The organism is Candidatus Melainabacteria bacterium (genome assembly GCA_016193285.1).
GTDB lineage: Bacteria > Cyanobacteriota > Vampirovibrionia > 2-02-FULL-35-15 > 2-02-FULL-35-15 > JACPSL01.
Genome location: JACPSL010000019.1, coordinates 17011 through 39527, shown reverse-complemented (window position 1 = coordinate 39527; position 22517 = coordinate 17011). Strand labels below are relative to the sequence as shown.

27 protein-coding genes are annotated in these 22517 nt (G+C 31.1%); 16 read left to right on the top strand and 11 right to left on the bottom strand.

The window, feature by feature from the left end:
- Window positions 1-189 precede the first annotated feature (189 nt).
- The gene (locus HYY52_04720; protein MBI2995989.1) at window positions 190-942 is read right to left on the bottom strand and encodes a F0F1 ATP synthase subunit A; all 753 of its coding nucleotides are present in this window, start codon (window positions 940-942) and stop codon (window positions 190-192) included.
- Between the two features lie 387 nt (window positions 943-1329).
- Between HYY52_04720 and HYY52_04715 the strand changes: the two genes are divergently transcribed.
- From HYY52_04715 to rsmA, 4 genes are read left to right on the top strand one after another with little or no spacing between them, the layout of a single operon-like run.
- Window positions 1330-3129 carry a tetratricopeptide repeat protein gene (locus HYY52_04715; protein ID MBI2995988.1) on the top strand — a complete coding sequence of 600 codons (1800 nt, stop codon included), beginning with the start codon at window positions 1330-1332 and terminating at the stop codon, window positions 3127-3129.
- Window positions 3126-4205, top strand: coding sequence for a flavodoxin-dependent (E)-4-hydroxy-3-methylbut-2-enyl-diphosphate synthase (ispG, locus tag HYY52_04710; GenBank protein MBI2995987.1), 1080 nt, complete (start codon window positions 3126-3128; stop codon window positions 4203-4205). Before HYY52_04715 ends, ispG begins: the two co-directional genes overlap by 4 nt.
- A 35-nt stretch (window positions 4206-4240) precedes the next feature.
- The gene (gene rpmE, locus HYY52_04705; protein ID MBI2995986.1) at window positions 4241-4447 is read left to right on the top strand and encodes a 50S ribosomal protein L31; all 207 of its coding nucleotides are present in this window, start codon (window positions 4241-4243) and stop codon (window positions 4445-4447) included.
- 20 nt (window positions 4448-4467) lie between these two features.
- The gene (rsmA, locus tag HYY52_04700) at window positions 4468-5268 is read left to right on the top strand and encodes a ribosomal RNA small subunit methyltransferase A (GenBank protein ID MBI2995985.1); all 801 of its coding nucleotides are present in this window, start codon (window positions 4468-4470) and stop codon (window positions 5266-5268) included.
- Here the strand turns inward: rsmA and HYY52_04695 are convergent.
- Complete coding sequence (locus tag HYY52_04695; GenBank protein MBI2995984.1) at window positions 5259-5888, bottom strand: hypothetical protein; 630 nt, start codon at window positions 5886-5888, stop codon at window positions 5259-5261. The genes rsmA and HYY52_04695 overlap by 10 nt on opposite strands.
- Before the next feature lie 208 nt (window positions 5889-6096).
- Between HYY52_04695 and HYY52_04690 the strand changes: the two genes are divergently transcribed.
- Genes HYY52_04690 through HYY52_04680 form a run of 3 tightly spaced genes read left to right on the top strand, consistent with a single transcriptional unit; the run spans window position 6097 to window position 9495 of the window.
- Window positions 6097-7176, top strand: coding sequence for an EscU/YscU/HrcU family type III secretion system export apparatus switch protein (locus tag HYY52_04690; protein MBI2995983.1), 1080 nt, complete (start codon window positions 6097-6099; stop codon window positions 7174-7176).
- Window positions 7177-7198: 22 nt separating this feature from the next.
- Window positions 7199-7984, top strand: a complete 786-nt coding sequence (locus tag HYY52_04685; GenBank protein ID MBI2995982.1) for a sigma-70 family RNA polymerase sigma factor — start codon at window positions 7199-7201, stop codon at window positions 7982-7984.
- Between the two features lie 35 nt (window positions 7985-8019).
- Complete coding sequence (locus tag HYY52_04680) at window positions 8020-9495, top strand: hypothetical protein (GenBank protein MBI2995981.1); 1476 nt, start codon at window positions 8020-8022, stop codon at window positions 9493-9495.
- Between the two features lie 3 nt (window positions 9496-9498).
- Here the strand turns inward: HYY52_04680 and HYY52_04675 are convergent, their stop codons facing one another.
- Genes HYY52_04675 through HYY52_04655 form a run of 5 tightly spaced genes read right to left on the bottom strand, consistent with a single transcriptional unit; the run spans window position 9499 to window position 13095 of the window.
- Window positions 9499-10443, bottom strand: a complete 945-nt coding sequence (locus tag HYY52_04675; GenBank protein ID MBI2995980.1) for a tyrosine-type recombinase/integrase — start codon at window positions 10441-10443, stop codon at window positions 9499-9501.
- A gap of 55 nt (window positions 10444-10498) precedes the next feature.
- Window positions 10499-11815 carry a glutamate-1-semialdehyde 2,1-aminomutase gene (hemL, locus tag HYY52_04670; protein MBI2995979.1) on the bottom strand — a complete coding sequence of 439 codons (1317 nt, stop codon included), beginning with the start codon at window positions 11813-11815 and terminating at the stop codon, window positions 10499-10501.
- A gap of 1 nt (window position 11816) precedes the next feature.
- Window positions 11817-12425: a peptidylprolyl isomerase gene (locus HYY52_04665; protein MBI2995978.1), complete on the bottom strand. Its 609-nt coding sequence runs from the start codon at window positions 12423-12425 to the stop codon at window positions 11817-11819.
- Between the two features lie 23 nt (window positions 12426-12448).
- Window positions 12449-12865: a 50S ribosomal protein L19 gene (gene rplS / locus HYY52_04660; GenBank protein MBI2995977.1), complete on the bottom strand. Its 417-nt coding sequence runs from the start codon at window positions 12863-12865 to the stop codon at window positions 12449-12451.
- Entirely contained in the window at window positions 12862-13095 is a 234-nt protein-coding gene (locus HYY52_04655; GenBank protein ID MBI2995976.1) for a hypothetical protein, read from the bottom strand. Before HYY52_04655 ends, rplS begins: the two co-directional genes overlap by 4 nt.
- A 247-nt stretch (window positions 13096-13342) precedes the next feature.
- On the opposite strand from HYY52_04655, the gene HYY52_04650 reads away from it, so the two are divergent.
- Entirely contained in the window at window positions 13343-14026 is a 684-nt protein-coding gene (locus HYY52_04650) for a ribonuclease HII (protein MBI2995975.1), read from the top strand.
- On the opposite strand, the gene HYY52_04645 is transcribed toward HYY52_04650, so the two are convergent.
- Both HYY52_04645 and thiS read right to left on the bottom strand, forming a co-directional pair.
- On the bottom strand, window positions 14012-15481 hold the full coding sequence (locus HYY52_04645) for a chorismate-binding protein (GenBank protein MBI2995974.1): 1470 nt from the start codon (window positions 15479-15481) through the stop codon (window positions 14012-14014). The two genes, HYY52_04650 and HYY52_04645, sit on opposite strands and share 15 nt — an antisense overlap.
- A gap of 13 nt (window positions 15482-15494) precedes the next feature.
- A complete protein-coding gene (thiS, locus tag HYY52_04640; protein MBI2995973.1) occupies window positions 15495-15689 on the bottom strand; it encodes a sulfur carrier protein ThiS in 195 nt (64 codons plus the stop codon).
- A gap of 211 nt (window positions 15690-15900) precedes the next feature.
- Between thiS and HYY52_04635 the strand changes: the two genes are divergently transcribed.
- Genes HYY52_04635 through HYY52_04625 form a run of 3 tightly spaced genes read left to right on the top strand, consistent with a single transcriptional unit; the run spans window position 15901 to window position 18267 of the window.
- On the top strand, window positions 15901-16872 hold the full coding sequence (locus tag HYY52_04635) for an O-antigen ligase family protein (protein ID MBI2995972.1): 972 nt from the start codon (window positions 15901-15903) through the stop codon (window positions 16870-16872).
- Between the two features lie 9 nt (window positions 16873-16881).
- Window positions 16882-17700, top strand: a complete 819-nt coding sequence (locus HYY52_04630) for a hypothetical protein (protein ID MBI2995971.1) — start codon at window positions 16882-16884, stop codon at window positions 17698-17700.
- Window positions 17701-17718: 18 nt separating this feature from the next.
- The gene (locus tag HYY52_04625) at window positions 17719-18267 is read left to right on the top strand and encodes a hypothetical protein (protein MBI2995970.1); all 549 of its coding nucleotides are present in this window, start codon (window positions 17719-17721) and stop codon (window positions 18265-18267) included.
- On the opposite strand, the gene HYY52_04620 is transcribed toward HYY52_04625, so the two are convergent.
- On the bottom strand, window positions 18206-18982 hold the full coding sequence (locus HYY52_04620) for a triose-phosphate isomerase (protein ID MBI2995969.1): 777 nt from the start codon (window positions 18980-18982) through the stop codon (window positions 18206-18208). The genes HYY52_04625 and HYY52_04620 overlap by 62 nt on opposite strands.
- A 53-nt stretch (window positions 18983-19035) precedes the next feature.
- Between HYY52_04620 and HYY52_04615 the strand changes: the two genes are divergently transcribed.
- Window positions 19036-19248, top strand: coding sequence for a hypothetical protein (locus HYY52_04615; protein MBI2995968.1), 213 nt, complete (start codon window positions 19036-19038; stop codon window positions 19246-19248).
- On the opposite strand, the gene HYY52_04610 is transcribed toward HYY52_04615, so the two are convergent.
- Window positions 19237-20316: a glycosyltransferase family 9 protein gene (locus HYY52_04610; GenBank protein ID MBI2995967.1), complete on the bottom strand. Its 1080-nt coding sequence runs from the start codon at window positions 20314-20316 to the stop codon at window positions 19237-19239. The two genes, HYY52_04615 and HYY52_04610, sit on opposite strands and share 12 nt — an antisense overlap.
- A gap of 149 nt (window positions 20317-20465) precedes the next feature.
- Here HYY52_04610 and rplD point away from each other — a divergent pair, with 149 nt between their 5' ends.
- The 4 genes from rplD to rpsS are packed head-to-tail and all read left to right on the top strand — an operon-like array spanning window position 20466 to window position 22515.
- The gene (gene rplD, locus HYY52_04605; GenBank protein MBI2995966.1) at window positions 20466-21074 is read left to right on the top strand and encodes a 50S ribosomal protein L4; all 609 of its coding nucleotides are present in this window, start codon (window positions 20466-20468) and stop codon (window positions 21072-21074) included.
- Window positions 21074-21367, top strand: a complete 294-nt coding sequence (locus tag HYY52_04600) for a 50S ribosomal protein L23 (GenBank protein ID MBI2995965.1) — start codon at window positions 21074-21076, stop codon at window positions 21365-21367. The genes rplD and HYY52_04600 overlap by 1 nt, the downstream gene beginning before the upstream one ends.
- Before the next feature lie 6 nt (window positions 21368-21373).
- Window positions 21374-22195 (top strand): 50S ribosomal protein L2, encoded by an 822-nt coding sequence (gene rplB, locus HYY52_04595; protein ID MBI2995964.1) that lies wholly within the window; start codon window positions 21374-21376, stop codon window positions 22193-22195.
- A 2-nt stretch (window positions 22196-22197) separates the two neighbouring features.
- Window positions 22198-22515 carry a 30S ribosomal protein S19 gene (gene rpsS, locus HYY52_04590; GenBank protein ID MBI2995963.1) on the top strand — a complete coding sequence of 106 codons (318 nt, stop codon included), beginning with the start codon at window positions 22198-22200 and terminating at the stop codon, window positions 22513-22515.
- Window positions 22516-22517: the final 2 nt, after the last annotated feature.

Sequence of the window (22517 nt, the reverse complement as noted above, 5' to 3'; positions counted from 1 at the left end):
GTTGGTGGAACAGAGTATGCCTTTAAGCAATTACAACTACCAATGCCAGGAATTAATATGTAGGCCATCTATTTTTGTTTAAACTTTAATATTTTCAAGAATTACGCCTTTTCTCGAGATTAATTTTCAAAGTTGCGAGAACATAAAAGTAGATGTTTTTTAGAAAGACTACAGACTAGAGACTATAGACTATAGACCTAGGAAAGGTCTATGGTCTTTGGTCTTTGGTCTATGTTCTGAATGAGCCATTGCAGTTCCAATATAAACTGTAGTTAACAGTGAGAATACTAATGCTTGAATCAAGCCTACAAAAAGTTCAAATGCAAGTGCAACTGCAGGTACAACTAATGCCACTAAACCTAAAACTGAAACAACTAAAACTTCTCCTGCAATAGTATTTGCAAAAAGCCGCAAAGATAATGTTAATGGTCTAACCAATAAGTCTAACCATTCAACAAACCCTAAAGGCTTAAAATAATTTAGTATGTATCCAACTCCACCATTTTTTATTCCTGCAAGTATATAAGTTACTAATGAGATTAATGCCATTCCAAGAGTAACATTTATGTTTGCTGCAGGAGATGAGCCTTCCCATGGTTCCCCATTGTCAAGTTTTGGCCAAAAGTTAAAAACTTCTCCTATTTTCCAAGGCATTAAACCTAACCAATAAGCAAATATTGTAAAAATAAAAATACCTCCAATTAATGGAATAAAGTTTTTACCCTTGTCACCTGGTATTTGTGAAGAGGTTAATCCATTTATAAGCCCCCATAATGTTTCTAATAAAGTTTGTTTCAAGTTATGGGCTTCAATCTTTAAGTTTCTTGTAAGCAAATAAGAGATTCCTAATATACCACCCATAATTGCCCATGAGTAAATAAGAGTATCCATGTGGACTTTTTGTCCAAGAATTTCTCCAGTAATATGGACACCTAGCAACATGACTTTCCTTTAAATTCGTTTTTTTGCATATGAATAAACAAATATAAAATAAATTACCTGACTGATAACAAAACCAATAAACAATGCTATCAGATTGGAATGTAGCTTGTGAACTAGTAAAGCTGAAGGTGGTGCAATTAGTAATAATCGTACGGGAAAACCAAACAGCACAAAAAATTTATTGTGTGTGCTAATTTTAATTAGTTGGATGAATATAAACGATGCTACAGCACTAATTAAAATTGCTGAAAAGATTTCATAATCTTTAAAAAAGAAGAAAGGGGAACTTAAAAAGGTAAGTATGGTTAATTGTGTGAAAGAAATTTTGTTTAATAGCAGCTTAGTGGTTTCCATTGGAAATACTCTACGCTAAAATAGTATCTTGATATGGAAAAAAAATATATATATTTTCTTTTTATTGTTTTTTTAATCATTCAATTACTTAATGCTTACTGCCAGGATGGAGCAAATACAGCTAATCCAGAAATAGTTAGTTTAATAAATGAAGGAATAAAACTACATAAGAACAAGGATTACCAAGGAGCACTAAAATTATTTAGTGATGCATTGTCAATTGAACCAAATAATATTCTTGTTAGGCAAAATATTAGCATAGCCCATAATAACTATGGTAAATATCTGGCAGATAAAACTGATTATGAAAGTGCTTTAAAAGAATTCAGATTAGCAATTTACTTTGATCTTCAAAATAAAACAGCAGATGCAAATTTAGATGCCTTGCTTTCTCAAAGAGGAGTTAAAGCTAATAGCCCTCAAACTAGAGCACAACTTGGAGATAAGCTAAGAGCTGATGCTAATTTTGAGCTTGCACTTATTGAATACCAAAAAGCTTTAAGCCTAGCTAAAGGTGCTGAGCCAAATGTTTTACTTAGCATAGGAGATATTTATTATATTTTGTACTTAAGAGAAGGACAAAGAACAGATGACATAAATAAAGCAATTGATTCTTATAAAAAGTCACTTGAATTAAAAGAAACCTCAAAGGGACATATAAAGTTAGGAGATGGGTTGTTAGCACTTAAGGATGTTGCTCTCGCAATTGAGCATTATAAAAAAGCAATTCAACTTGATCCTGCTTCACAAGATGCCTTAGGCGCAAATGTTAGAGGCTGGAATGAAGTTGTTAGGCTTGCTCCACTTGTTGCTGACAATCACGTTGGTTTAGCATTAGCTCTTCAAATGAAAAAAGATTTTACAAATGCAGAAGAAGAATTTAATCAAGCACTAAAATTAGACCCAGAAAATGAGCTTGCTCAAAAATCTCTTGAGAATTTAAGTAAGGAAAAATTAAAAGCACAATCCTCACAAATTGCTGAAGGTGCATTAAAACTACAAACTGAAGGCAGGTTTGATGAAGCTATTGAACAATATGTTAAAGCAATAGAACTAAACCCACAAGATTCAAAATTACACTACAATGTTGGTACAGCATTTCAAGCTAAAGATGATTTTGAACATGCTGAAAAAGCTTATAAAAAGGCACTGGGATTAGATCCTGGAAGTGAAAAAGCAAAAAGTGCTTTAGAACTTCTGGCGAAACAAGCAAACAATAAAAAAGTTCAAGAACTATCTACAAGAGCTGTTGAACTACAAAACTCAGGAAACTATCAAGAAGCAATTTCTACATATTTAGCAGCACTGTCAATAAACACAAATGACGCTGCCTTGTTTTATAATCTTGGTACAGCTTATCAAGCATCTGGTGACTTAAATAATGCTACTATTCAATATGAGAAAGCTATAAATATCGATAAGACTAATCAAACATATCCAAATGCATTAAAACTAGCTAAGATTGATCTTGCTTCCCCTTTAATACAAAATGCCATTAATAAACAAACTTCTAACGATCTTGCTGGTGCTATAACTGACTATAACAAAGCACTTGAACTAACACCTGATGATGCTCAGACATATTTTAATTTAGCCACAGCATATCAAGCCAATAAACAAACCGATGAAGCTATAAAATCTTATACAAAGGCAGTTCAGTTGGATCCAAAAGGACAAGCAGATAGTTTTTTCTTTTTAGGTACGCTATTTGAAGAAAAGAAAATTAATAAAACTGCAATTGATTACTACCAAAAATATCTTCAAAACGCACCTCTTGGTACTTATGCAAAAGATGCTAAGGATAGGATTGCATATCTAAGGACATTGAAATGATAAGAAGAAAATCACACAAGTTGTATGTAGGCTCTGTACCTGTTGGTGGAGATGCACAAGTTGTAATTCAGTCAATGACTACAACAGATACGAGAGATATAGAAGCTACTTTAAGACAAATTAAAGAATTAAGAGATGCTGGGTGTGAAATTGTACGAGTTGCTGTACCTGATAAAGAAGCTGCAAGTAAACTTGGAGAAATAAAAAGACACTCTCCAATTCCATTAATTGCAGATATTCATTTTGATTGGAGATTAGCACTTGAAGCAATAAAGCAAGGTGTTGACGGGCTTAGATTAAATCCAGGAAATATTGGAGAGCACTTACATGTAAAAGAAATAATTACTTTAGCAAAAGAAAGACAAATCCCAATAAGAATTGGAGTAAACGCAGGTTCACTTGATTCAAAGTGGGGTACAATTTATGGCGCTGACAAAGTTCATGAAGCAATGGTAGCAAGTGCTTTAGAGCATGTAAAAATTTTAGAAGACTTAAATTTTAATCTAATAAAAATATCTTTAAAAGCATCAGATGTTCCAGTAATGCTTGAAGCATATAGACTCATAGCTACTAAGGTTGATTATCCTCTCCATGTAGGTGTTACTGAAGCTGGTACACCAAAAGGTGGGACAATAAAATCCTGTGTTGGAATAGGTACATTACTTGCAGAAGGTATTGGGGATACAATCAGGGTTTCACTGACAGGTGATCCTGTAAATGAAATTGAAGTTGCTAAAGGTATTCTAAAATCATTAGGTCTAAGGCAGGAAGGATTAAATTTGGTAAGTTGTCCAAGTTGTGGACGAATGGAATTAAACAACTTTGAAGAAATGGCAAGAACAATAGAAGACAAATTAAAAAATCTTAAAAAGCCAATAACTGTTGCAGTAATGGGATGTGTAGTAAATGGTCCTGGTGAATCTAAAGCTGCTGATATTGGCATTGCTGGAGGAAATGGTAAAGGTGTTATCTATAAAAAAGGCAAAGTTTTTAAAGTCTTACCAGAAGACAAGTTGCTAAGTGTCTTGTTAGAAGAAATAGATAAGATGACAAAGGAAGAAGCTGTATTACATTGAACTATTTTTACTTTTTAGGTACTATTTAGATTCCAATGAAAGAAAAAATACATCCTGAATATCACAATATAGTAGCCACCTGCATGTGTGGCAATGAAATTGAAATTGGTTCTACAAAGAAAGAAATTAAAGTAGAAATATGTAGCGCTTGTCATCCTTTTTATACAGGGACACAAAAGATTATTGACTCTGAAGGACGTGTTGATAGATTTCAAAAACGTTATGGAAAAAAAAAGAAATAGCTATCAGCGATTAGCTTCTAATGAAAAAACGCTTTGGACAGCATTTATTAACAGATAAAAATTTTTTAAATAAAATAATTAATTCAATAGACTTGAATTCAAACGACACAGTTCTTGAAATTGGTGCTGGTACAGGACTTTTAACTTGTTTGTTAGCTAAAAAAGTAAAAAAAGTTTACGCTGTAGAGCTTGAAAGAGATATTTTAAAAAAGTTGAAAGAAAACGTAAAAAGTAATAAGAACATCGAGGTGGTTAAAAATGACTTTTTAGAGTTAGAGCTTTCAGCTTTCAGTTCTCAGCTCTCAGCTTTAAATATTGTTGGCAACATCCCTTATAACATCACATCAAAAATACTTTTAAAAGTGTTTGGTGAAATAGATGCTCCAGCAAAGCATCTGCAATATATTGACAAGGTTTACTTAATGCTTCAGCTAGAAGTAGCTAAGCGTATTATTTCTAAGCCAAACACAAAATTATATAGTCCGTTAACAATCTTAGTTCAGTATTTTACTTCTCCTGAAATTTTATTTAAGGCCCCAGCTTCTGTTTTTTACCCTAGACCAAAAGTAGATTCTGCTTTTGTTTCTTTTAATGTAAAAAAGAAATTGCAAGTTGTAAAAAATCCAACATTATTAAAAAATATAATCCGGACTAGCTTTCAGCAAAGAAGGAAAAAAGTGATTAATGCATTAAATAAATTAATTGGTAACAAAGAACTGTTAATTAAAACTTTTAATGAACTTCAACTAGATAGTAACTTACGTGCTGAGAATCTTACATTTGAGCAATATCTAAATATTTCTAATAATATTTATGCATAAGCTAGGGTATTATTGCCATAGCTAAATCGTTCTTTTGATAATTCTAAATCCATTGCTCTGACTGATTTTTCAAAATCAAGTGTACTATTCACAAAAGCAAAACGTGGATTAGCTTCGTTAGATTTTTCTTTTGATGGATTTTTTTCAAATTCACCAATTGAGTTATCTACAATTGTTTGTGCTGCACCAAGTAAATCTCTTCGTTTTTTTGGATCTCGTACTACTTCCCAAGCCATAGAGGACAATTTTTCTAAACCCACAACTCCTTTATTTGTAAGAGCTAACTCTATAATTTCTGCAGCTGTAGCAAAGACATCGTCATCAATTGAGTAATTAGAAGAGTCTTTTTTTGCTTTTTCAATGGAATTGTTAATAAATGCTGTTTGCTCAGGTGGTAATGTTCTTGTTCTAGGTATGTTATTGGTGCTTCCAAAACTGTCTGGAGATTTAACTGGTACTGAGCTTGTTGTTGTTTGACCTTGTTGAGTAGGGATCCTACTTACTTTTTCAAGTTGGTTTATGGCCTGTGTACTTTGAGTTTTTTGTGGATCAGCATCAGACGCACCGGCCGGTTTTGGTGGTGGAAATAAAGATCCTGTTGTATGATTTTGTAGTCCCATAATATAAATATGTTAACCCTAATTCTATGAATAAGTACTAAGACCTGGTAAAGAAAAGCCGATGGGTATATTAAAGTATGGTTAAAAACCTTTACTATTTAACCAAACGATATCTTTCTCTATTTAACTTTATTCTAGAGAGGCGAATTTAGAGAATTGGAGGAACAGAGAATCAGAGAATCAGAAATTAGGAAATAGGATGTAAAAAATGCCAGAAGAAAATGCTGGTGATAAGCAGTTTGATGCAACACCACATAAATTAAGAGAAGCACATAAAAAAGGTCAAGTCTTTAAAAGCAGGGACTTAACCCAGCTTGTTACTTTTATTGTTGGTTTTTTTATTATTTTTTATAGTGCAGGTTTTATTTGGGAAAATTGTTCGAGGTTATTTAATGGTTTATGGAATCAAATTCCGCATAGATCTTTATCAACTATAGGCTATGGATTTATTTTTTATAATACTTTTTATTGTTTAGCAATTATTATGTTACCTCTATTGCTTGCACTTTTAATTACTGCAGTAGCAGTTGAATTTTTTCAGGTAGGTCCGATTTTTACTACAGAGACAATGAAGTTTTCGCTAGAAAAGTTAAATCCTTTTGAAGGATTTAAAAAAATTATTTTTAATGTACGTTCCTTGTTTGAACTCCTTAAGTCAGCATTTAAGGTAGGTGTTTTAGGTTACATTGCTTATATAACCTTTAACAAGCATATGGAGGAAGTGCTTAGTTTAATTGAAGTAAATAATAAACTAAGTAGTATCTATGTATTAGGTGATTTATTTTATGACTTTACTGTAAGAAGTATGATTTTTTTACTTGTGGTAACAATCCTTGATTATTTATTTCAGCGATGGAAATATCTAAGTGATCAGAAAATGACTTTTAAAGAATTAAAAGATGAGTTTAAGCAAACTGAAGGTGATCCTTTAATTAAAGCAATTAGAAGACAAAAACAACAACAAGTAGCTTATGGTCAAATGATGGTTCAAGTCCAGGAAGCAGATTTTGTTGTAACAAATCCAGATCATATTGCTATGGCATTAAAGTATGAACCAGAAATGGACTCAGCTCCTAGGATTCTTGCAAAAGGTACAGAACTTATTGCACTACAAATTATTGAAATAGCAGAACAATTTGGAATTCCAGTCATAGAAAACGTTCCTTTAGCAAGAGCTTTGTTTAGACTAGTTAGAGTTAATCAGATAATTCCACCTGAACTTTATAGAGCTGTTGCTGAAATACTAATATTTATTTATCAATTACGAGGAAAGGGACAATTTCGTTAACTTAAAAGTTTAAAATAAAAAAATGGTAAAAAGCAAAGAAAATATTCAAAGAACTTCAGAAGTAAATAAAGATTTCTTAGGTTTAGGAAAAGAAAAGCCTCCTTTGTCAACTAAGGAGCTTTTTATTGGGCCAGAAACAGGTAATAGTGATGATATCTTAAAGCGTTATCTGCCAATTATAGAAATGGTGGTTAAAAAAGAATATAAAACTATACCGTCATATTTAGCTGAATACAGTGAGCTTATTAATGTAGGTCTTCTGACAGTAAATAAGTTGCTAAATGAAGTCATATCAAATAAAAAAACATATAATTCAAGTTACATTGCACAAGCAGTAAAGTGGGCCATAAAAGATGAATTACGAGTAAAGTACAACTGGTATGGAGTAAAGCAAAATCAGTTAAAGGATAAAAGTTCAGAAGCTTTTGAAGAAGAAGGGGAATATCCAAAAGAATTAACAGGAGAAGATAGTTATAACAATCTCAGCAAGGAAGAAGCTAATGAAAAAGTATTTGAAACTATTTTATATTTAGAAGACTTTCCTACAGAGACAGCCACCAAGGAACAATTAACAACTGATGAGCTGGCTCGTTTAGAACTACAGGAACTTAAAGAAGCAGTTAAAAGAGCAGTTGATAAGCTACCACCAAAACATAAAAGAGTAATTGAACTTCGTTTTTATGAAGGTAAACGAGGTAATGATATTGCGTCATGGCTTGGGGTAACTCCATCTAGAGTTTCTCATATGATTCAAGATGCAATTACTAAAGTTAGGCAAACACTTTCTCAAGAAGGGTTTGGGGAGTAATCTGTTGAAATAAGTAAGGTGAGTGATAAGTAAAAATGTCTGGATTAGAAAGTAATTTATCAATGAATTTATTACAAGGCCTAAAGGGCTATTTGTCAAAGGGAAACGAGAGTAATAATTTAAATCAACAACAAGACAATAAACCAATAGATCAAGTTGTAAAGAATATTAAAGATACTCAAACCACTTCTAGAGAAAGCCTGATAAACACTAATTCAAATGTATTGATTAACCAACCAGTTCAGGAAAGTCCATTGCTAAATCAATCTGTATTAAATAATGCAACCTTAATCCACAATAAATTAACTATGGATGTAAGAGTTGATCTTAATAAAAATCCTCAGGCTTTACCTTCACCTTCTCAGCTTGAATTTCATGGCCCAAGTGATCTGCCTGCTTATGCAGGTGTTCCAAATATGTCATTAAAATCATGGATTAGTGAACATAATAATAAAAACTTTGCAAAGCTAGAAACTGAAGCTAAGGAACTTAGAGCTACAAATATTGGTATTAAAGGATTTTTAAGACAAAATTACCAAGGCTTTGACAGTGGTACTGAAAGTAAAAATAGAAATAAAAATCTAATTATTTTGTCACATATATTTTCTCCACCAGAACAATCAGGTTATAGCAACACAGAACTTTTAGTAAATATTTGTAATTTTAAAAAGCTTGGTCCTTCCTTAAAAAAAGAAGAAAACTCTGGTAAGCAAGACAATCCTTATGAGGAAAAACTTTTACCACCTCTCCCTCTTGAATTAATTAAATTAAGCAAGGTAGATTTAACAAAAGTAAAATGCCTTTGCCAGTTATTTGCTTTACCTCGTGAGTTTCCTGAATGTTTAAGATTGTTTGCAAAGGAAGTTAAAGATAAACTTGAAATAAACGACAAAGATTTTAATTTGTTTTTTATGCAAAGATTAAAATTTGTCCAAGAACGAAGTCTTGGACAAGACAAGGATATTAATAGTGCTATTTCTTCTTTTACTCAATTGTTGAATCAAGAAAATTATCCTGTGCTTTTACCATTAGTTTTACTTTACTACCCGTTACCACTTCCATATGTTAGGAAAGATATTGATTTTGTAACCAAGTGGAAGAAAAAAGATCCTAAAACAAAAGATGTTTATGAAGCAGTAGTAGCTTCATGTGAAATTTATTATGTATCTAAAACTACAGGAAGATTTTTACTTAAATTTCAGCTTAATAACAAAGATGAATTTAGTTTTAATATAGAAACATCCAGTAATAATAAAGATATAGTAAACGAGCTAGAAAGAGCTATAACTGAAAGTATGACTTTGTTTGAATACCCTCCTTTATTAACAGACTTAAATGTTTTACTAACAAAAGAAATATACAAAGCTACAGATATTGATGAAGAAGTAGCTATAGTATCTAATGGTCCTATGAGATTAGAAATAATATTAGCTGTATATTCTGCACTAATTGTATTAAACAAACATAGTAAAGAAATAAATCCACAAGGAATAATTGATGTTGTTGATTAATGGTTAATTAAACTTAAGTAGCTTTGGCTTAATATCATCTGAGATTCTTTTTTTATATTCCTGCCATTCGTCAAAATTTTCAAATGCTTCTTTTGCTACAGTATCACTTACTTTTGCATATCTAAGAGTTGTTCTTATGTCATTATGACCTGCTAATCTTTGTAAAACAAATGAGTCAATGTGACCTGCTCTTTCAGTACAAAATGTGTGCCTTAATTGGTGAATAGTAATTGGTGTGCCATCTGCATTTAAAATATTTCTTGCAGCTTCCATAAATAATTGTCTTGCTCTAGCATATGAAAGTCTTTGCCCGTGAGTTGTGACAAAAAGCGGCCCACTTGTTGGGTTACCTCTTTCTTCCAGGTATTGTATTATTAGTTTTTCAGTTTGCTTGCTCAAATATGCTTGTCTTGGCTGATTACCTTTTCCATGTTTTATAAATATTGTTCCTTCAGTAATGTCCTGAATGTTCAAGTCTAATGCTTCACTAATTCTTATCCCGCTTGTATAAAGTAAAGTGAATAAAACTTTTTCTCTTGTAGTTTGAGCACATTTAAGTAATTTATCAACTTGTTCTTTTTTTAATGCTCTAATAACTGAACCTGGCGTAATTTCTCCTAAATCTTTATTTGGCCTTCTTCGAGGTAAGTTCTCCATTGGATTTTCTTCTGTTATCTTTTCTTGAACACACCATTCAAAAAATCTGTGTAGTGAAGCATAGTGTCTGTTTTGAGTAGCTAGTGAAACCCTTTCACCATATTTAGAAGTCAAGTTATCTAAATAACCTTTGAGCTGTTCTTTTGTAATACTGCTTAATGGTATATTGCCAATGGTTCTTTCAAACTTATGTAAATCAATTGTATAAGCTCTTAAAGTATCTCCATCCAAGTTTAAACTTGCTATATACCTTGTTATAGATTCAAACAATTCAACTTGCATATTTTGCATATATTTAAAACATTTATTTAGACGGAAGATAAGGTTAATTAAGTTCCACAGAGGTTTATGAGTTATTTGTTATCTGAAATTCGTTTTGTGCATTTTTCTTGTATGCATCTAATGTTTTTTCTATATCTAGTTCTGTATGTAAAGTAGAAATAAAGTTTGCCTCAAATTGACTTGGGGCAATATATATTCCATTTGAAAGCATACACTGAAAAAATTTTGCAAAACTTTTAGTGTTTGACTTCTTAGCAGTTTCATAGTTATTAACTTTATTTTCAGTAAAAAAAATACTAAACATTGATCCTGCTTGATTAACTTGAAGTTGAATCCCTTTTTCCTTGTTTATTTCTATAATTCCTGTGCAAAGTAAAGAAGTTATATGCTCAAGATATTTATATGATTTTTCATTTAATAAATTTAATGTTGCAATGCCACAAGCAACTGATATGGGATTTCCAGAAAGTGTTCCTGCTTGATACACTGGCCCAAGAGGTGCAAGTAAATCCATAATTTCCTTTTTACCACCAATTGCTCCTACTGGCATTCCACCTCCAATAATTTTCCCAAGTGTAGTTAGATGTGGAGTTATCTTGTAAATTTTTTGAGCTCCACCAAGAGATAATCTAAAGCCTGTAATAACTTCATCAAAAATTAGGACGTAGTTAAATTTTCCTGATAGAGATTTTAACAATCTAAGGAATGATTCATCTGGTAGTATTACCCCACAATTTCCAATTACTGGTTCAGTTATTACTGCTGCTATATCTTTAGGAAATTTGTTTAATGTAATTTCAAATGTATGTAAATCATTAAATGGCAAGGTGATTACATCACTTGCTGTAGATTTTGTAACACCAGATGAATCTGGTATTCCTAATGTAGTAAGACCTGAGCTACTTTTAGAAAGAACTGAATCCGAATGTCCATGGTAGCAGCCAGAGAATTTTATGATTTTATTTCTTTTAGTATAAGCTCTTGCTAGCCTTATTGCAGTCATAACTGCTTCTGTACCAGAATTAACGAGGCGGACTTTTTCAATGCTCGGCATATTTTGAACTATGATTTGTGCTAGTTCTATCTCGTTTTCATGTGGAGCACCAAAGCTTGTACCTTTTTGTAAGACTTTGGCTACAGTTTCTATAATTTGTGGATGAGCATGACCATGAATTAAGGCTCCCCATGAGTTAACATAATCAATATATTTATTTTGATCAACATCCCAAATACATGGACCACTTGCATGTGAAATAAACAGTGGTTCTAATTCTACAGCTTTAAATGATCTTACAGGTGAATTAACTCCGCCAGATATAAGCTCAAGTGCTTTCTTATATAGCTTTTGTGATCTTGTTTTGTTAGCTATAGTTTCTTGCATATCACTGCAATGTAACTTTTATCATTTTTACTGGTTTAGCAGGCCTGTCGCTGCCTGGAACAGAAGGCTTTGAATCACTTACTATCTTTTTTACTGTTTCAAAAGTATCATCCGTTACTTGTCCAAACACTGCATATCCATTTGGATCAACTCCTCCTGGATTTAATGATGGAAGAGATTGTAATGCAATAAAGAATTGACAACTTGCACTATTTGGATTTGATGTTCTTGCCATTCCAACTTTGCCTGGTTTGTCAAATTTTAAATTTGGACTGGTTTCCAGTTTTATAAATCTAGGTTTTCCACTTTCTGGATCTACATAATTCCCTGTTCCATCTCCCAAGGGATCACCTCCTTGAACTACAAAGTTTTCAACTACCCTATGAAATATAGTTCCATCATAAAATCCTTTTTTTACTAGATCAATAAAATTGTTTGTTGTAATAGGTGCTTCTTTAATAAAAAGCTTAATTTTAATAAGTCCTTTTTCTGTTTGAATTAAAACTGTATCTTTTTCTGATTTTATTGGTTCATTAGGATGCATAGGTAAAATTAAAAAAAACATAATTGTAGTTAGCAGTGTTATTAAACATTGATAGTGTTTTATCATACATTTTTTATGTAGAGGCAAGGTTACCCTGCCTCTACTAATTTTCCTTCCTCAGGGATCATTTCTTTAATTGAATCTGCTTCTTCTGAGAAACCTTCCATTTTTTCTCTTAATTTTGTTGATTTCCCTGTTCTTTCTCTTAAGAAGTAAAGCTTAGCTCTTCTTGTTTTACCTCGCCTAATGATTTTCACTTGTACAATTTTGGGAGAATTTAAAAAGAAGACTCTTTCTACACCAACTCCCTGGAAAACTCTTCTTACTGTAAAAGTTTTATTTATTCCCACACCTTTCATTTTAAGAATGACACCTTCATAGTTTTGATTTCTTTCTTTACTTCCTTCTTTAATAACTACTGTAACTTTGACAGTATCACCTACTTGTATTTTTGGTAAGTCTTTTTTTAAAGCTTTTAATGATATCTCTTTTATTAGCGGGTTCATTTCTTTACCTGCGAGTAGGGGACAGATCTATAGATCTGTCCCCTATTAAAAAAGCGTAGGACTATCTTTGCAAAGAAACCAATAACTGAATACAAGAATAATCTAAAAATCAACTTATAAATATCTGCAACTTTTTTAATGCTGGCAATAGAACTATGATTTACTCCTGCTGTTCCATTTAAAGATGTAAAAGTATTTATATTTGAAATTAAATTTTTAAGTACACTCATGGTTTATATGATAACACAACTTATTTTTGTTTTTGCCTACCGCCTTCCTTGCTCATTCTTTGCTCGTCAGGCTTTGCAAAGTACTCTTAGTGTGCTATACCTAACGTGTTCAGATTTTACCGAATAAATCGGATAAAATCTTACTGTGTAAATAAATTGCTCTGAAATGTTACTCTAGGTAGGCGGTAACTTATTTTTCTTAACTTATGTATTTAGATAACTGTTGCTTATAGTAGCTTGTTGAGTGATGGAGAAAAATAAGTTAATTGAATATGACTATTATGTTACTAATGCTTTAACAAATGTTAGAAATAAAAATCATTTTATTGGTATTGATGAAGTAGGCAGGGGAGCATTAGCTGGTCCTGTTATTGCATGTGCCTTTAGCTGGAAGAATTGTAAAAATACATTTGAAGAATTACATAATTTGAAAGTGTTATTAAAGTTAAATGACTCTAAACAATTAAATGTCAAAGAACGCAAAAAGTTATATAAATCACTAATTAAACTTGGTGACTTTTCATTAGGATATGCATCTGTTCTTGAGATAAATAAATTAAATATTTTAAATGCAACCTTTCTTGCTATGAAAAGAGCCTTTGATGGTTTAATTAAATCCATTGAAAATAATTTTTTAGAGCCTTTTATTTTAATAGACGGTAATAAATTTAATCCTTATATAAACTGTAGGCAGTTGTCAATTATTGGTGGTGATGCTAAATCTGCTTTAATAGCAAGTGCTTCAATAATTGCAAAAATTTACAGGGATATGTTAATGAAAAAACTTTCAAAGCATAAAAAGTTTAAGTTATATAGATGGAACAGAAATGTTGGATATGGGACTCTCTTTCATCGTACTGCCATTAAAAAGCACGGACTGACTCCATTACATAGAAAATTATTTGTAAGGAAAGTATTAAATACATTCTAGTGATTTTATAGCTTTAAATAATGCTGCACCTTTTCTAAGAGTTTCTTTGTATTCATTTTCTGGATTTGAATCTGCTACAATTCCTGCTCCTACCTGAATTTCAAGGTAATCTTTGTAAACTATAAATGTTCTTATAGTCATACACGTGTTTATAGTATCATCTAGTCCAAAAAATCCTATACATCCGCCATATGGTCCTCTTTGATCTTTTTCTAGTTCATTTATAATTTCAATTGCTCTTACTTTAGGTGCTCCACTTAAAGTACCTGCAGGAAATGAAGCACACAAAAGATCAATTGATGTCTTATCTTGTTTTAATATGCCTTCTACTTGGCTTACTATGTGTAAAACATGTGAATATTTTTCAATAGTCATAAGCTCTGGAACTTTAATTGAGCCTGATTCACAAACTCTTCCTAAATCATTTCTTGCTAAATCAACAAGCATTAAATGTTCTGCTTTTTCTTTTGGATCACTTAAAAGTTTTGAAATATTATTTAAGTCTTCTTTATCATTTTTTCCTCTAGGATAAGTTCCTGCAATTGGTCTTAGTGATGCTTTTTTGACAGAGTTCTTCTCTTGGAATAATTTTTCACTTTTAACCATAACTTCTGGTGAAGAGCCTGCAATCTCAAAGTCTTTGTAATTTAAATAAAAAAGATAAGGTGAAGGATTTATGCTTCTTAAAGCTCTATACAATAAAAAACCATTGTGCTTACCTTGCACTAAAAGCTTTTGAGAAAGAACAACTTGAAAAATATCACCATTTTTTATGTAATCTTTTGCCTTGGTTATTGTATTAATGTAGTTTTCTTTTTTTATGTTACTTGTATATGTAATCTCGTTATTATTTTCATAGTTAAGTGATAATAATTTAAATTGTTTTGGTTTCTTAAAGTCACTTAAAAGTAAGTTAAGTTTTTCTTTTGCTTGTGAGTGTGTTGTAGTTAATTCAGTTTTATTTCCCGAAGGTAAAAGTACATTTGCAATTAAATTTACTTTATGGAGTATATGATCAAAAATTACTACCTTCCCTGGATATATTAAACTTACATCTGGAGCTTGGTTGGAATAAGTTAGTTTAGTTCTTGGTTCAATCCAACGAATGTTTTCATAGCCAAAGTAACCTACAAATCCTTGAAAGCTAGAGTTTTCTTTATCATATGTTTTAATGTCTTTAAGAAGCTTTTTTAAAGAATTGAAAGGGTTATTTTCTAATTTAGTTATTTTGTTAGTAACCTTATTTTCTAATAATGTTTCATTTCCCTTGGAATGAAAAAGTAAAATAGGTTCAGTTCCAATGATTGAATATCTTCCTAGTTTTTCATTACTTTCAACAGACTCAAGTAAAAAGGAATGAGGCTTATCTTCACACAATTTATAAAACGTACTAACTGGTGTTTCTAAGTCAGCTAATATTTCATGATTAAGCGAAAAGACAGATAATTCATTCATTTTATATAAGAAATTATCCCCCTCCAACAAATGTTATTATTTCTAGCTCATCATTTTCTTTAAGTTTTGTGTTTTCATAATACTCTTTTTTTAAAACAACTTTATTTAACTCTATAACAACTCTTTCTGGATTTATTTTATAGAGTTTTAAGAGATTTAAAATAGAGATGTTTTGAGGAACTAATTTGACTTCACCATTAATTTTAATCAATACATTTAAACTTCTAGAGTCAATTTTCATTTTTTTATTTCCTGTTAGCCTTGTTACATCAATAACTTTAGCAGGAATTTTAATATATTTAGGTGCAATTGTTTTTGCTTTAAGATTTTTCTTTGGCTCTACAAGTTACAAAGGCATTATATTCCAGAACTTTTTAAGTATTCACAGAGCCTTCTTAATTTATATTTTTGCTTTTACTTTGTCTAAAATTGTTAATTCAGGCTTTGAAGAAGGTTTTCATTCTTTTATTAGATGTAGCCAGGATTATTTTGTATTCTTGTGGGTTTTGTTTTTTCTATCACAGAATGAAAGCAAGTTTAAACTTATTAAATATTCTCTTTTAATTGCAGCCATTATTTCAATTAGTTATGGTTTACTTCAGTTCTTTCATATGGACATTCTTCATAGACAAACTGATATTAATCGTTTATCAGGCTTTCACAAGAACTCTTATTCTTATGGTGGGCAGTTAATTATTTTTTTCTTTTTAATCTTAAATAATTTGTTTTTAACTTGTAGTAAAAAGAAGGTTTTTACTATTATATTTTTAATTATGTGCCTTTTTTGTATTTTATGTACTTTAGAGCGTTCAGTTATATTGAGTGTATTTATTGGTTTAGCTTTATTTCTTATTATTCAAAAAAATCACAAGATAGCTTTGTTTGCAACAGTTGCAAGTGTGCTTGGTGTAATTCTTTTAGCTCTTACCGTCAATAAAAAATTTTTAAAACGAGTTGAAAACATATTATTTGCTCCAGACAGTTTACTGGGTAATGTTAGATTTAAAGTTTGGGATATTGCAATAAGTATATGGAAGAAAAATATTTTATTTGGTACAAAGGAATTTCCTCTTATATATCATGAAGTGAGTAGTACTCATCCTGCTCAAATATTAACTCATGCACATAACACATATTTGCAGATATTAGTTACAAAAGGCTTGATTGGTTTTTTTGCATTTATAAATCTATTCTTCTCAATATTGTATTATTCTATTAAAAATCTTGGGAAAAACACATATGTGTTGAGTTTGTTTTCAGTAATGATTGCATTTTTAGTACATGGATTTTTTGAATTTTATTGGGGAGACACTGAGGTAAGGTATTTGTTGATTTATTTCATTGGTTTTGTTTTAAGTAATTCATTGGATTTAAAATTAAAAAAGGAGTAAGCTTAGTTCATGCAATATTTTAAATTTAAAAATCTTAAATTAAAGCTATTAAGTCTTTTGTTTCAATTATGTTTGTTAATTACTTGCTTTCCTTCTTATGCAGAGGATATTAATTATGATTTTTCGGATAGTGAATCAAAGCCAGTAGTTAGCCCTGTCCTCAATGAAGACAATGATTTAAAAGATGACTCTGCCATTATTAATCCAGACAATCCAAAGATATTAAAAGGACATGTAAGTAAAATTCCTGGAGGGACTAAGGTAAAAATAATTATTGAAACTCCAATTGATGAAATTACAAGCATGGTTGAAGATGAAATAAAAGCCAGGATATCAGAAAATATTATTGTAGATGAAAAAATAGTAGTGCCTATTAGTAGTGCAGTAACAGGTAAAATATCAGAGATAAATGTAGCCAGGAGACTTCATATGGCTGGAAATGTTAGGATTGAGTTTCAAGGTTTAACTATTCCTGATGGCAGAAAGATTCCAATATCAGCAAGTGTTTTAACTCATAGTGGATTACTTAAAGGGAAATTTACAAAGAAAACAGCCTTGATCTCAAGTGCAACAATAGTTGGACCTGCTGCAGCTGGTTTTGGTGCTGGGCTTGCTGCTGAAGGTAGTGCAGTTGGTGCTACTGTTGGTGCTATAGTTGGTGCAGTTGCTGGAATAGCTTTATTTGCCTTTCAAAGAGGAAATATGGTGGATATTAAAGCAGGTGATGAGTTAAATATTGAATTAACTGAAGAAGCTCTTGTTCCAGAACCAGAGCCAGAAGTACAATCAGAAAATGAGAAATTAGAAGACGAGAAATTGGAGAATTAGAAGTAAATTTTATCTTATATGAGTAGGACTAAGTGGAAAATCAGTAGTAGAGGCAGGGTAACCCTGCCTCTACTTAAAGATACCTTAGAATCTCTAAATAAAAATTTATCTTTTGATAAAAATACAGAAAATCCATTTTACAAACTAGCTTTTAAAGAAAATAAGGTTAAAAAAAATAATCTCTGGCTAATGTTCTTAATTATTTCTTTAATAAGTGTAAGTATTTTCTTTAATTCATTCTTTTTAAAAAAATTAGATCCTTTGATAATTAATACTGTTACTACGTCAGTTAGCTTGTTAAAAGAATTTTATAGAGGTCTCTTTGATAAATCTTATGTTTTAACAATAGGAAAATATGGGGATTTGTTAATTGCAAAAGAAGAAGCTATAAAGTTATTACCACAGTTTAAACAAATTAATATAAAACAACTAAATACTGGTATTTATGTCTTTGAGGTTGAAAGATTTGGTTCAAAAAAGAAAGCATATTTGACAGCAAATAAATTTATACAGGACGGCTTTGAGGAAGTCCATGTAAGGTATTTGCCAAACTTGCCAAGTCAATAATTTTAGTAAACTCTTCAAGCTTTAAACTAGAACCACCAACTAATCCTCCATCAATATCTGGATAATTAATGTGTTCACTAAAATTATCTGATTTTATGCTGCCTCCATAAAGTATTCTTATTTTTTCACTATTTAGAGTATTTCTAATCATCTGAATTATTTCATTTGCATCTTTACCACTACAAATTTTTCCAGTCCCAATTGCCCAGATTGGTTCATAAGCTATTATTAAATTTTCTACTTCTTTTTCTGTAAGATCTTTTACCCCTGATAAAATCTGCTTTTTTATCCATTCCTTAGCTTGTCCATTTTCTCTTATGTTTAAATTTTCTCCTACACAAAAAACTGGTATAAGACCATGCTTAAGAGCTGCCTTGATTTTTAAGTTTATATTTTCATCTGTTTCATTAAAATATTGTCTTCTTTCACTATGACCTATAATTACCATTTCAATGTTTAAATTTCTTAACATTTTTGGCGAGACCTCACCTGTAAATGCTCCTTCTTCTTTATAAAACATGTTTTGCGAGCCAATTTTAATTTTACTTCCTGTAAGAATTTTGTTTATAGCTTGAAGATAAACAAATGAAGGACATACAGCAATATCTACATTATTTTTTTCTTTTGCATAATTTTTAAGTTTAAAAACAAGATCTTGAGCTTCCAAAAGACTTAGGTACATTTTCCAGTTACCTATTATTATTTTCTTCCTCATTTCCTTATTTTTTTCCTAATTCATTATACTTCATAATATAATTTTAAAAAAGTATGAAGAAACAAATTAAATATAAATTAGACAAAATAATTGATGAGCTTTCTTTTTTTTTACATAAAGATTTTTCTGCTAGGTTTAAAACCCTAACTGAAAAAGAAGATAGACAACTTTTTTTCTTGGCAAAAATCCTTACTCAGCTAAAACAAGTATCAAGAGAAGCTAGTGAAGATGAAAAAGTAGTTGATTTCCCGCTTTTAACAAGGTAAAGTCTCGCTATGAATTACTTTGTTAATAGCACTGAGCATTGTTTCCGGCAATACACCTAAACATTCTGGTTTTGAACATGATTTTTTTCTTGTGTCAAATAAACAAGGTCTACATTCAAGATCATTTACATGTACAGCAATGAACCTTGGATCTTTTGGTAAGAGCTTTTTAGGATCAGTAGGACCAAAAAAAGAGACAATCTTTTTCCCTAGTGCTACACCAATATGCATTGGAACCGAATCTGCACAAACAAGTAAATCAGATGAACCAATTAAAGCAGCTAGTTTTTCAATTGAGAGATCTAATGAACTAAAATCAAAAAAGTTTTTAGGTCTAGCAAAAAAAGTAAGTCTTTTATGGATCTCGTTTATTGTATCAGTATCATCTTTTCCTCCTAAAAGAATGACATTATTGTCTTTATTTTCTAATAATTTTTCTATTAAAGCTGCCCAGTTTTTTCCTGGCCAACTTTTTAAAATATTTTTTTGAATACTAAGTTTACTTACCCCTGGATGAATAAAGATTTTCTTTGCGTAATATCTTTCTTGGATTCGTGGAACTAGGATTTCTTTAGCCCATTGAATTGCTTCGGGGTTTAATTTTATTTCTGGTATTAGATCCTTACTTTGAATTAAGTTTTTTAATTCCGGAAATATTGGTAGTAGTAATTCAGCAAACATATTTGTTGCATATTGTTTTGTATTTAGTTTTATGCTTTGTGTTAAAAAGAAGTTGCTTAAAACACCACTGTAAAATCCTATCTTAGTGTTTGAGTTACCCAAGAAAGCAACTAAATTTGCTTTATAAGAAGAACCTGTTGAAATAATATATTTATAGTTTCTTGCTCTTATTATTTTTATTAACCTAAGAATATTTGGATTTTTTTCTTTAAAATCAAATACCTTGACTTTTCTAAATAAGTTAGTAAGGTTTGCTACACATTCACTTCTTGGTTCAGTTAATAAGTCAATCATACAGTTTGGATATTTCTCTTTTAAAAGTTTCACTGTAGGTAAAAGTAATATTTGATCTCCAATACCTCCAGGATTTATAAATAAAGCTCTCATTGTATCGCGTCTCTACTTATTTAAAATAGCATATGATTAGTTAAATAAATTTGTACCGTTGACCAAAATATCACAAGACCGTTAGAATTAACCTTTGCATCTTTAAGTATGCTTTCAAAAAATATAAATATTAGAGTTGCTTTTAAAAAATGTCAAAAACAAGCGTACAACATGTTGAGAAAAAAACAAGGGTAGAACCAAACGTTCATTTATTACATTTATCAGTTTTAAGACATTTAAATAACAAGAGAGCTGGTACAGCTTCTACTAAAACAAGAGCAGAAGTTAGAGGGGGTGGTAAGAAACCCTGGAAACAAAAAGGTACTGGTAGAGCTAGAGCAGGTTCAAGCAGATCGCCATTATGGGTTGGTGGAGGAGTTACTTTTGGTCCTAAACCAAGATCTTATAAACAAAACCTTCCTAAAAAGGCTAGAAAGATTGCAATTGCTCAAGCACTTGCTTTAAGTAAAGAAAAGATAGAAATATTAAAAGGATTACCAGAAGTTACAGATGGAAAAACAAAAAGTTTTTTAAGTTTAATTAAATCATCAGGTCTTACAAAAAGGCCATTGCTTTTAATAGCAGACCCTAATGAACATTATTTCCAAGAAGCTCTTAGAGCATCTAGAAATATACCAGATATAAAAATGGAAGATGAAAGATTTATTAGTGTTTATGAGATTATGAAAGCTGTTTCAATAGGAATTACTGAAAGTGCTTTAAAGAAGCTTGAAGAAAGATTACCAAAGGTAACATAATGAATCAAAACATATCAAATGTAATCCTCAAGCCAGTTATAACTGAAAAAAGTACTGCTTTAAGCAAGCATAATAAATATACTTTTTTGATAGCAAGAGGTGCTACAAAAGATGATGTTAAGAGTGTATTTAAAGAAATTTTCCCAGATAGAAAAGTCTTAGATATCCAAACCTTAAAAATAAAAGGACATAAGAAAAGAACAAAAGGTGGCTATAAGTTACCGGTTGACAAAAAGAAAGTAATCATTACCATAAGTGGAGCTAAACTAGAATTTTTCCCTGAGGTATCGTAAGAAATTATGCCAGTAAAAGAAAGAAAACCATTAACACCAGGACAAAGAGGAATGAGCTTTATTGATTTTAGTGACATTACTAAATCCAGACCTGAACGTAGTTTATTAACAAAGATAAAAAGAATCTCTGGAAGAAACAACCAGGGCAGGATTACAACAAGACATAAAGGTGGAGGACATAAAAAACATTACAGGTTAATTGATTTTAAAAGAAGTAAAAATGATGTTCCAGGAAAGGTTGTAGCAATTGAATATGATCCAAATAGAAATTGCAGGATTGCACTAGTTAATTATAAGGATGGAGAAAAAAATTACATACTTGCACCAATAGGTTTAAAAGTAAATGATGTTGTAATATCAGGTAATAATATTGAGCAAAAAGCTGGTAATACTATGCCACTTAGAAATATTACTATTGGTGAGTTTGTACACAATGTCGAAATGAAGCCTGGTTGTGGCGGACAAATAGCTAGGTCAGCTGGAGCTAGTGCTCAGTTACTTGCAAAAGAAGATGAATATGCAACTTTAAGATTACCCTCAGGTGAAATGAGAAAGATTAATATAAATTGTAGAGCTTCTTTAGGTCAGCTTGGAAATGTAGATCATCTGAACGTTAGTTTAGGTAAAGCAGGAAGAAAACGACATCTTGGCATAAGACCAACTGTTCGTGGTGCTGCAATGAATCCTGTTGATCATAGACATGGTGGTGGTGAAGGTAAAAGTCCTATTGGTGGCCAACCAAAGACAGCTTATGGTAAGCCTGCAGTAGGAAAGACAAGAAAACCTAAACTCTCAGATAAATATATAATTGCAAGGAGAAAGAAATAATTATGGGAAGATCACTTAAAAAAGGTCCTTATGTTCATCCTTCACTTATTAAAAAAATACTTGATATGAATAAATCAGGCAAAAAGCAAGTTTTAAAATGCTGGAAACGTGCGTCAATGATTGTACCTGAAATGATAGGACACACTATTGCAGTACACAACGGCAGAAAATTTATACCTGTTTATGTTACAGAACAAATGATTGGTCATAGGTTAGGTGAGTTCTCTCCTACTAGGTTTTTTAGAGCACATTCTGGAATAGCAAAGAAAGAAGACACAACAGGTAGTCCGCCACCTCAAGGAAAGGCAACACAAGGTTAATC

What these genes read in the sequence shown, in the direction of transcription:
- HYY52_04720 (MBI2995989.1), bottom strand. Translation starts at nt 942, where the DNA reads ATGTTGCTAGGTGTCCATATTACTGGAGAAATTCTTGGACAAAAAGTC.
- HYY52_04715 (MBI2995988.1), top strand. Translation starts at nt 1,330, where the DNA reads ATGGAAAAAAAATATATATATTTTCTTTTTATTGTTTTTTTAATCATT.
- ispG (MBI2995987.1), top strand. Translation starts at nt 3,126, where the DNA reads ATGATAAGAAGAAAATCACACAAGTTGTATGTAGGCTCTGTACCTGTT.
- rpmE (MBI2995986.1), top strand. Translation starts at nt 4,241, where the DNA reads ATGAAAGAAAAAATACATCCTGAATATCACAATATAGTAGCCACCTGC.
- rsmA (MBI2995985.1), top strand. Translation starts at nt 4,468, where the DNA reads ATGAAAAAACGCTTTGGACAGCATTTATTAACAGATAAAAATTTTTTA.
- HYY52_04695 (MBI2995984.1), bottom strand. Translation starts at nt 5,888, where the DNA reads ATGGGACTACAAAATCATACAACAGGATCTTTATTTCCACCACCAAAA.
- HYY52_04690 (MBI2995983.1), top strand. Translation starts at nt 6,097, where the DNA reads ATGCCAGAAGAAAATGCTGGTGATAAGCAGTTTGATGCAACACCACAT.
- HYY52_04685 (MBI2995982.1), top strand. Translation starts at nt 7,199, where the DNA reads ATGGTAAAAAGCAAAGAAAATATTCAAAGAACTTCAGAAGTAAATAAA.
- HYY52_04680 (MBI2995981.1), top strand. Translation starts at nt 8,020, where the DNA reads ATGTCTGGATTAGAAAGTAATTTATCAATGAATTTATTACAAGGCCTA.
- HYY52_04675 (MBI2995980.1), bottom strand. Translation starts at nt 10,443, where the DNA reads ATGCAAAATATGCAAGTTGAATTGTTTGAATCTATAACAAGGTATATA.
- hemL (MBI2995979.1), bottom strand. Translation starts at nt 11,815, where the DNA reads ATGCAAGAAACTATAGCTAACAAAACAAGATCACAAAAGCTATATAAG.
- HYY52_04665 (MBI2995978.1), bottom strand. Translation starts at nt 12,425, where the DNA reads ATGATAAAACACTATCAATGTTTAATAACACTGCTAACTACAATTATG.
- rplS (MBI2995977.1), bottom strand. Translation starts at nt 12,865, where the DNA reads ATGAACCCGCTAATAAAAGAGATATCATTAAAAGCTTTAAAAAAAGAC.
- HYY52_04655 (MBI2995976.1), bottom strand. Translation starts at nt 13,095, where the DNA reads ATGAGTGTACTTAAAAATTTAATTTCAAATATAAATACTTTTACATCT.
- HYY52_04650 (MBI2995975.1), top strand. Translation starts at nt 13,343, where the DNA reads ATGGAGAAAAATAAGTTAATTGAATATGACTATTATGTTACTAATGCT.
- HYY52_04645 (MBI2995974.1), bottom strand. Translation starts at nt 15,481, where the DNA reads ATGAATGAATTATCTGTCTTTTCGCTTAATCATGAAATATTAGCTGAC.
- HYY52_04630 (MBI2995971.1), top strand. Translation starts at nt 16,882, where the DNA reads ATGCAATATTTTAAATTTAAAAATCTTAAATTAAAGCTATTAAGTCTT.
- HYY52_04625 (MBI2995970.1), top strand. Translation starts at nt 17,719, where the DNA reads ATGAGTAGGACTAAGTGGAAAATCAGTAGTAGAGGCAGGGTAACCCTG.
- HYY52_04620 (MBI2995969.1), bottom strand. Translation starts at nt 18,982, where the DNA reads ATGAGGAAGAAAATAATAATAGGTAACTGGAAAATGTACCTAAGTCTT.
- HYY52_04615 (MBI2995968.1), top strand. Translation starts at nt 19,036, where the DNA reads ATGAAGAAACAAATTAAATATAAATTAGACAAAATAATTGATGAGCTT.
- HYY52_04610 (MBI2995967.1), bottom strand. Translation starts at nt 20,316, where the DNA reads ATGAGAGCTTTATTTATAAATCCTGGAGGTATTGGAGATCAAATATTA.
- rplD (MBI2995966.1), top strand. Translation starts at nt 20,466, where the DNA reads ATGTCAAAAACAAGCGTACAACATGTTGAGAAAAAAACAAGGGTAGAA.
- HYY52_04600 (MBI2995965.1), top strand. Translation starts at nt 21,074, where the DNA reads ATGAATCAAAACATATCAAATGTAATCCTCAAGCCAGTTATAACTGAA.
- rplB (MBI2995964.1), top strand. Translation starts at nt 21,374, where the DNA reads ATGCCAGTAAAAGAAAGAAAACCATTAACACCAGGACAAAGAGGAATG.
- rpsS (MBI2995963.1), top strand. Translation starts at nt 22,198, where the DNA reads ATGGGAAGATCACTTAAAAAAGGTCCTTATGTTCATCCTTCACTTATT.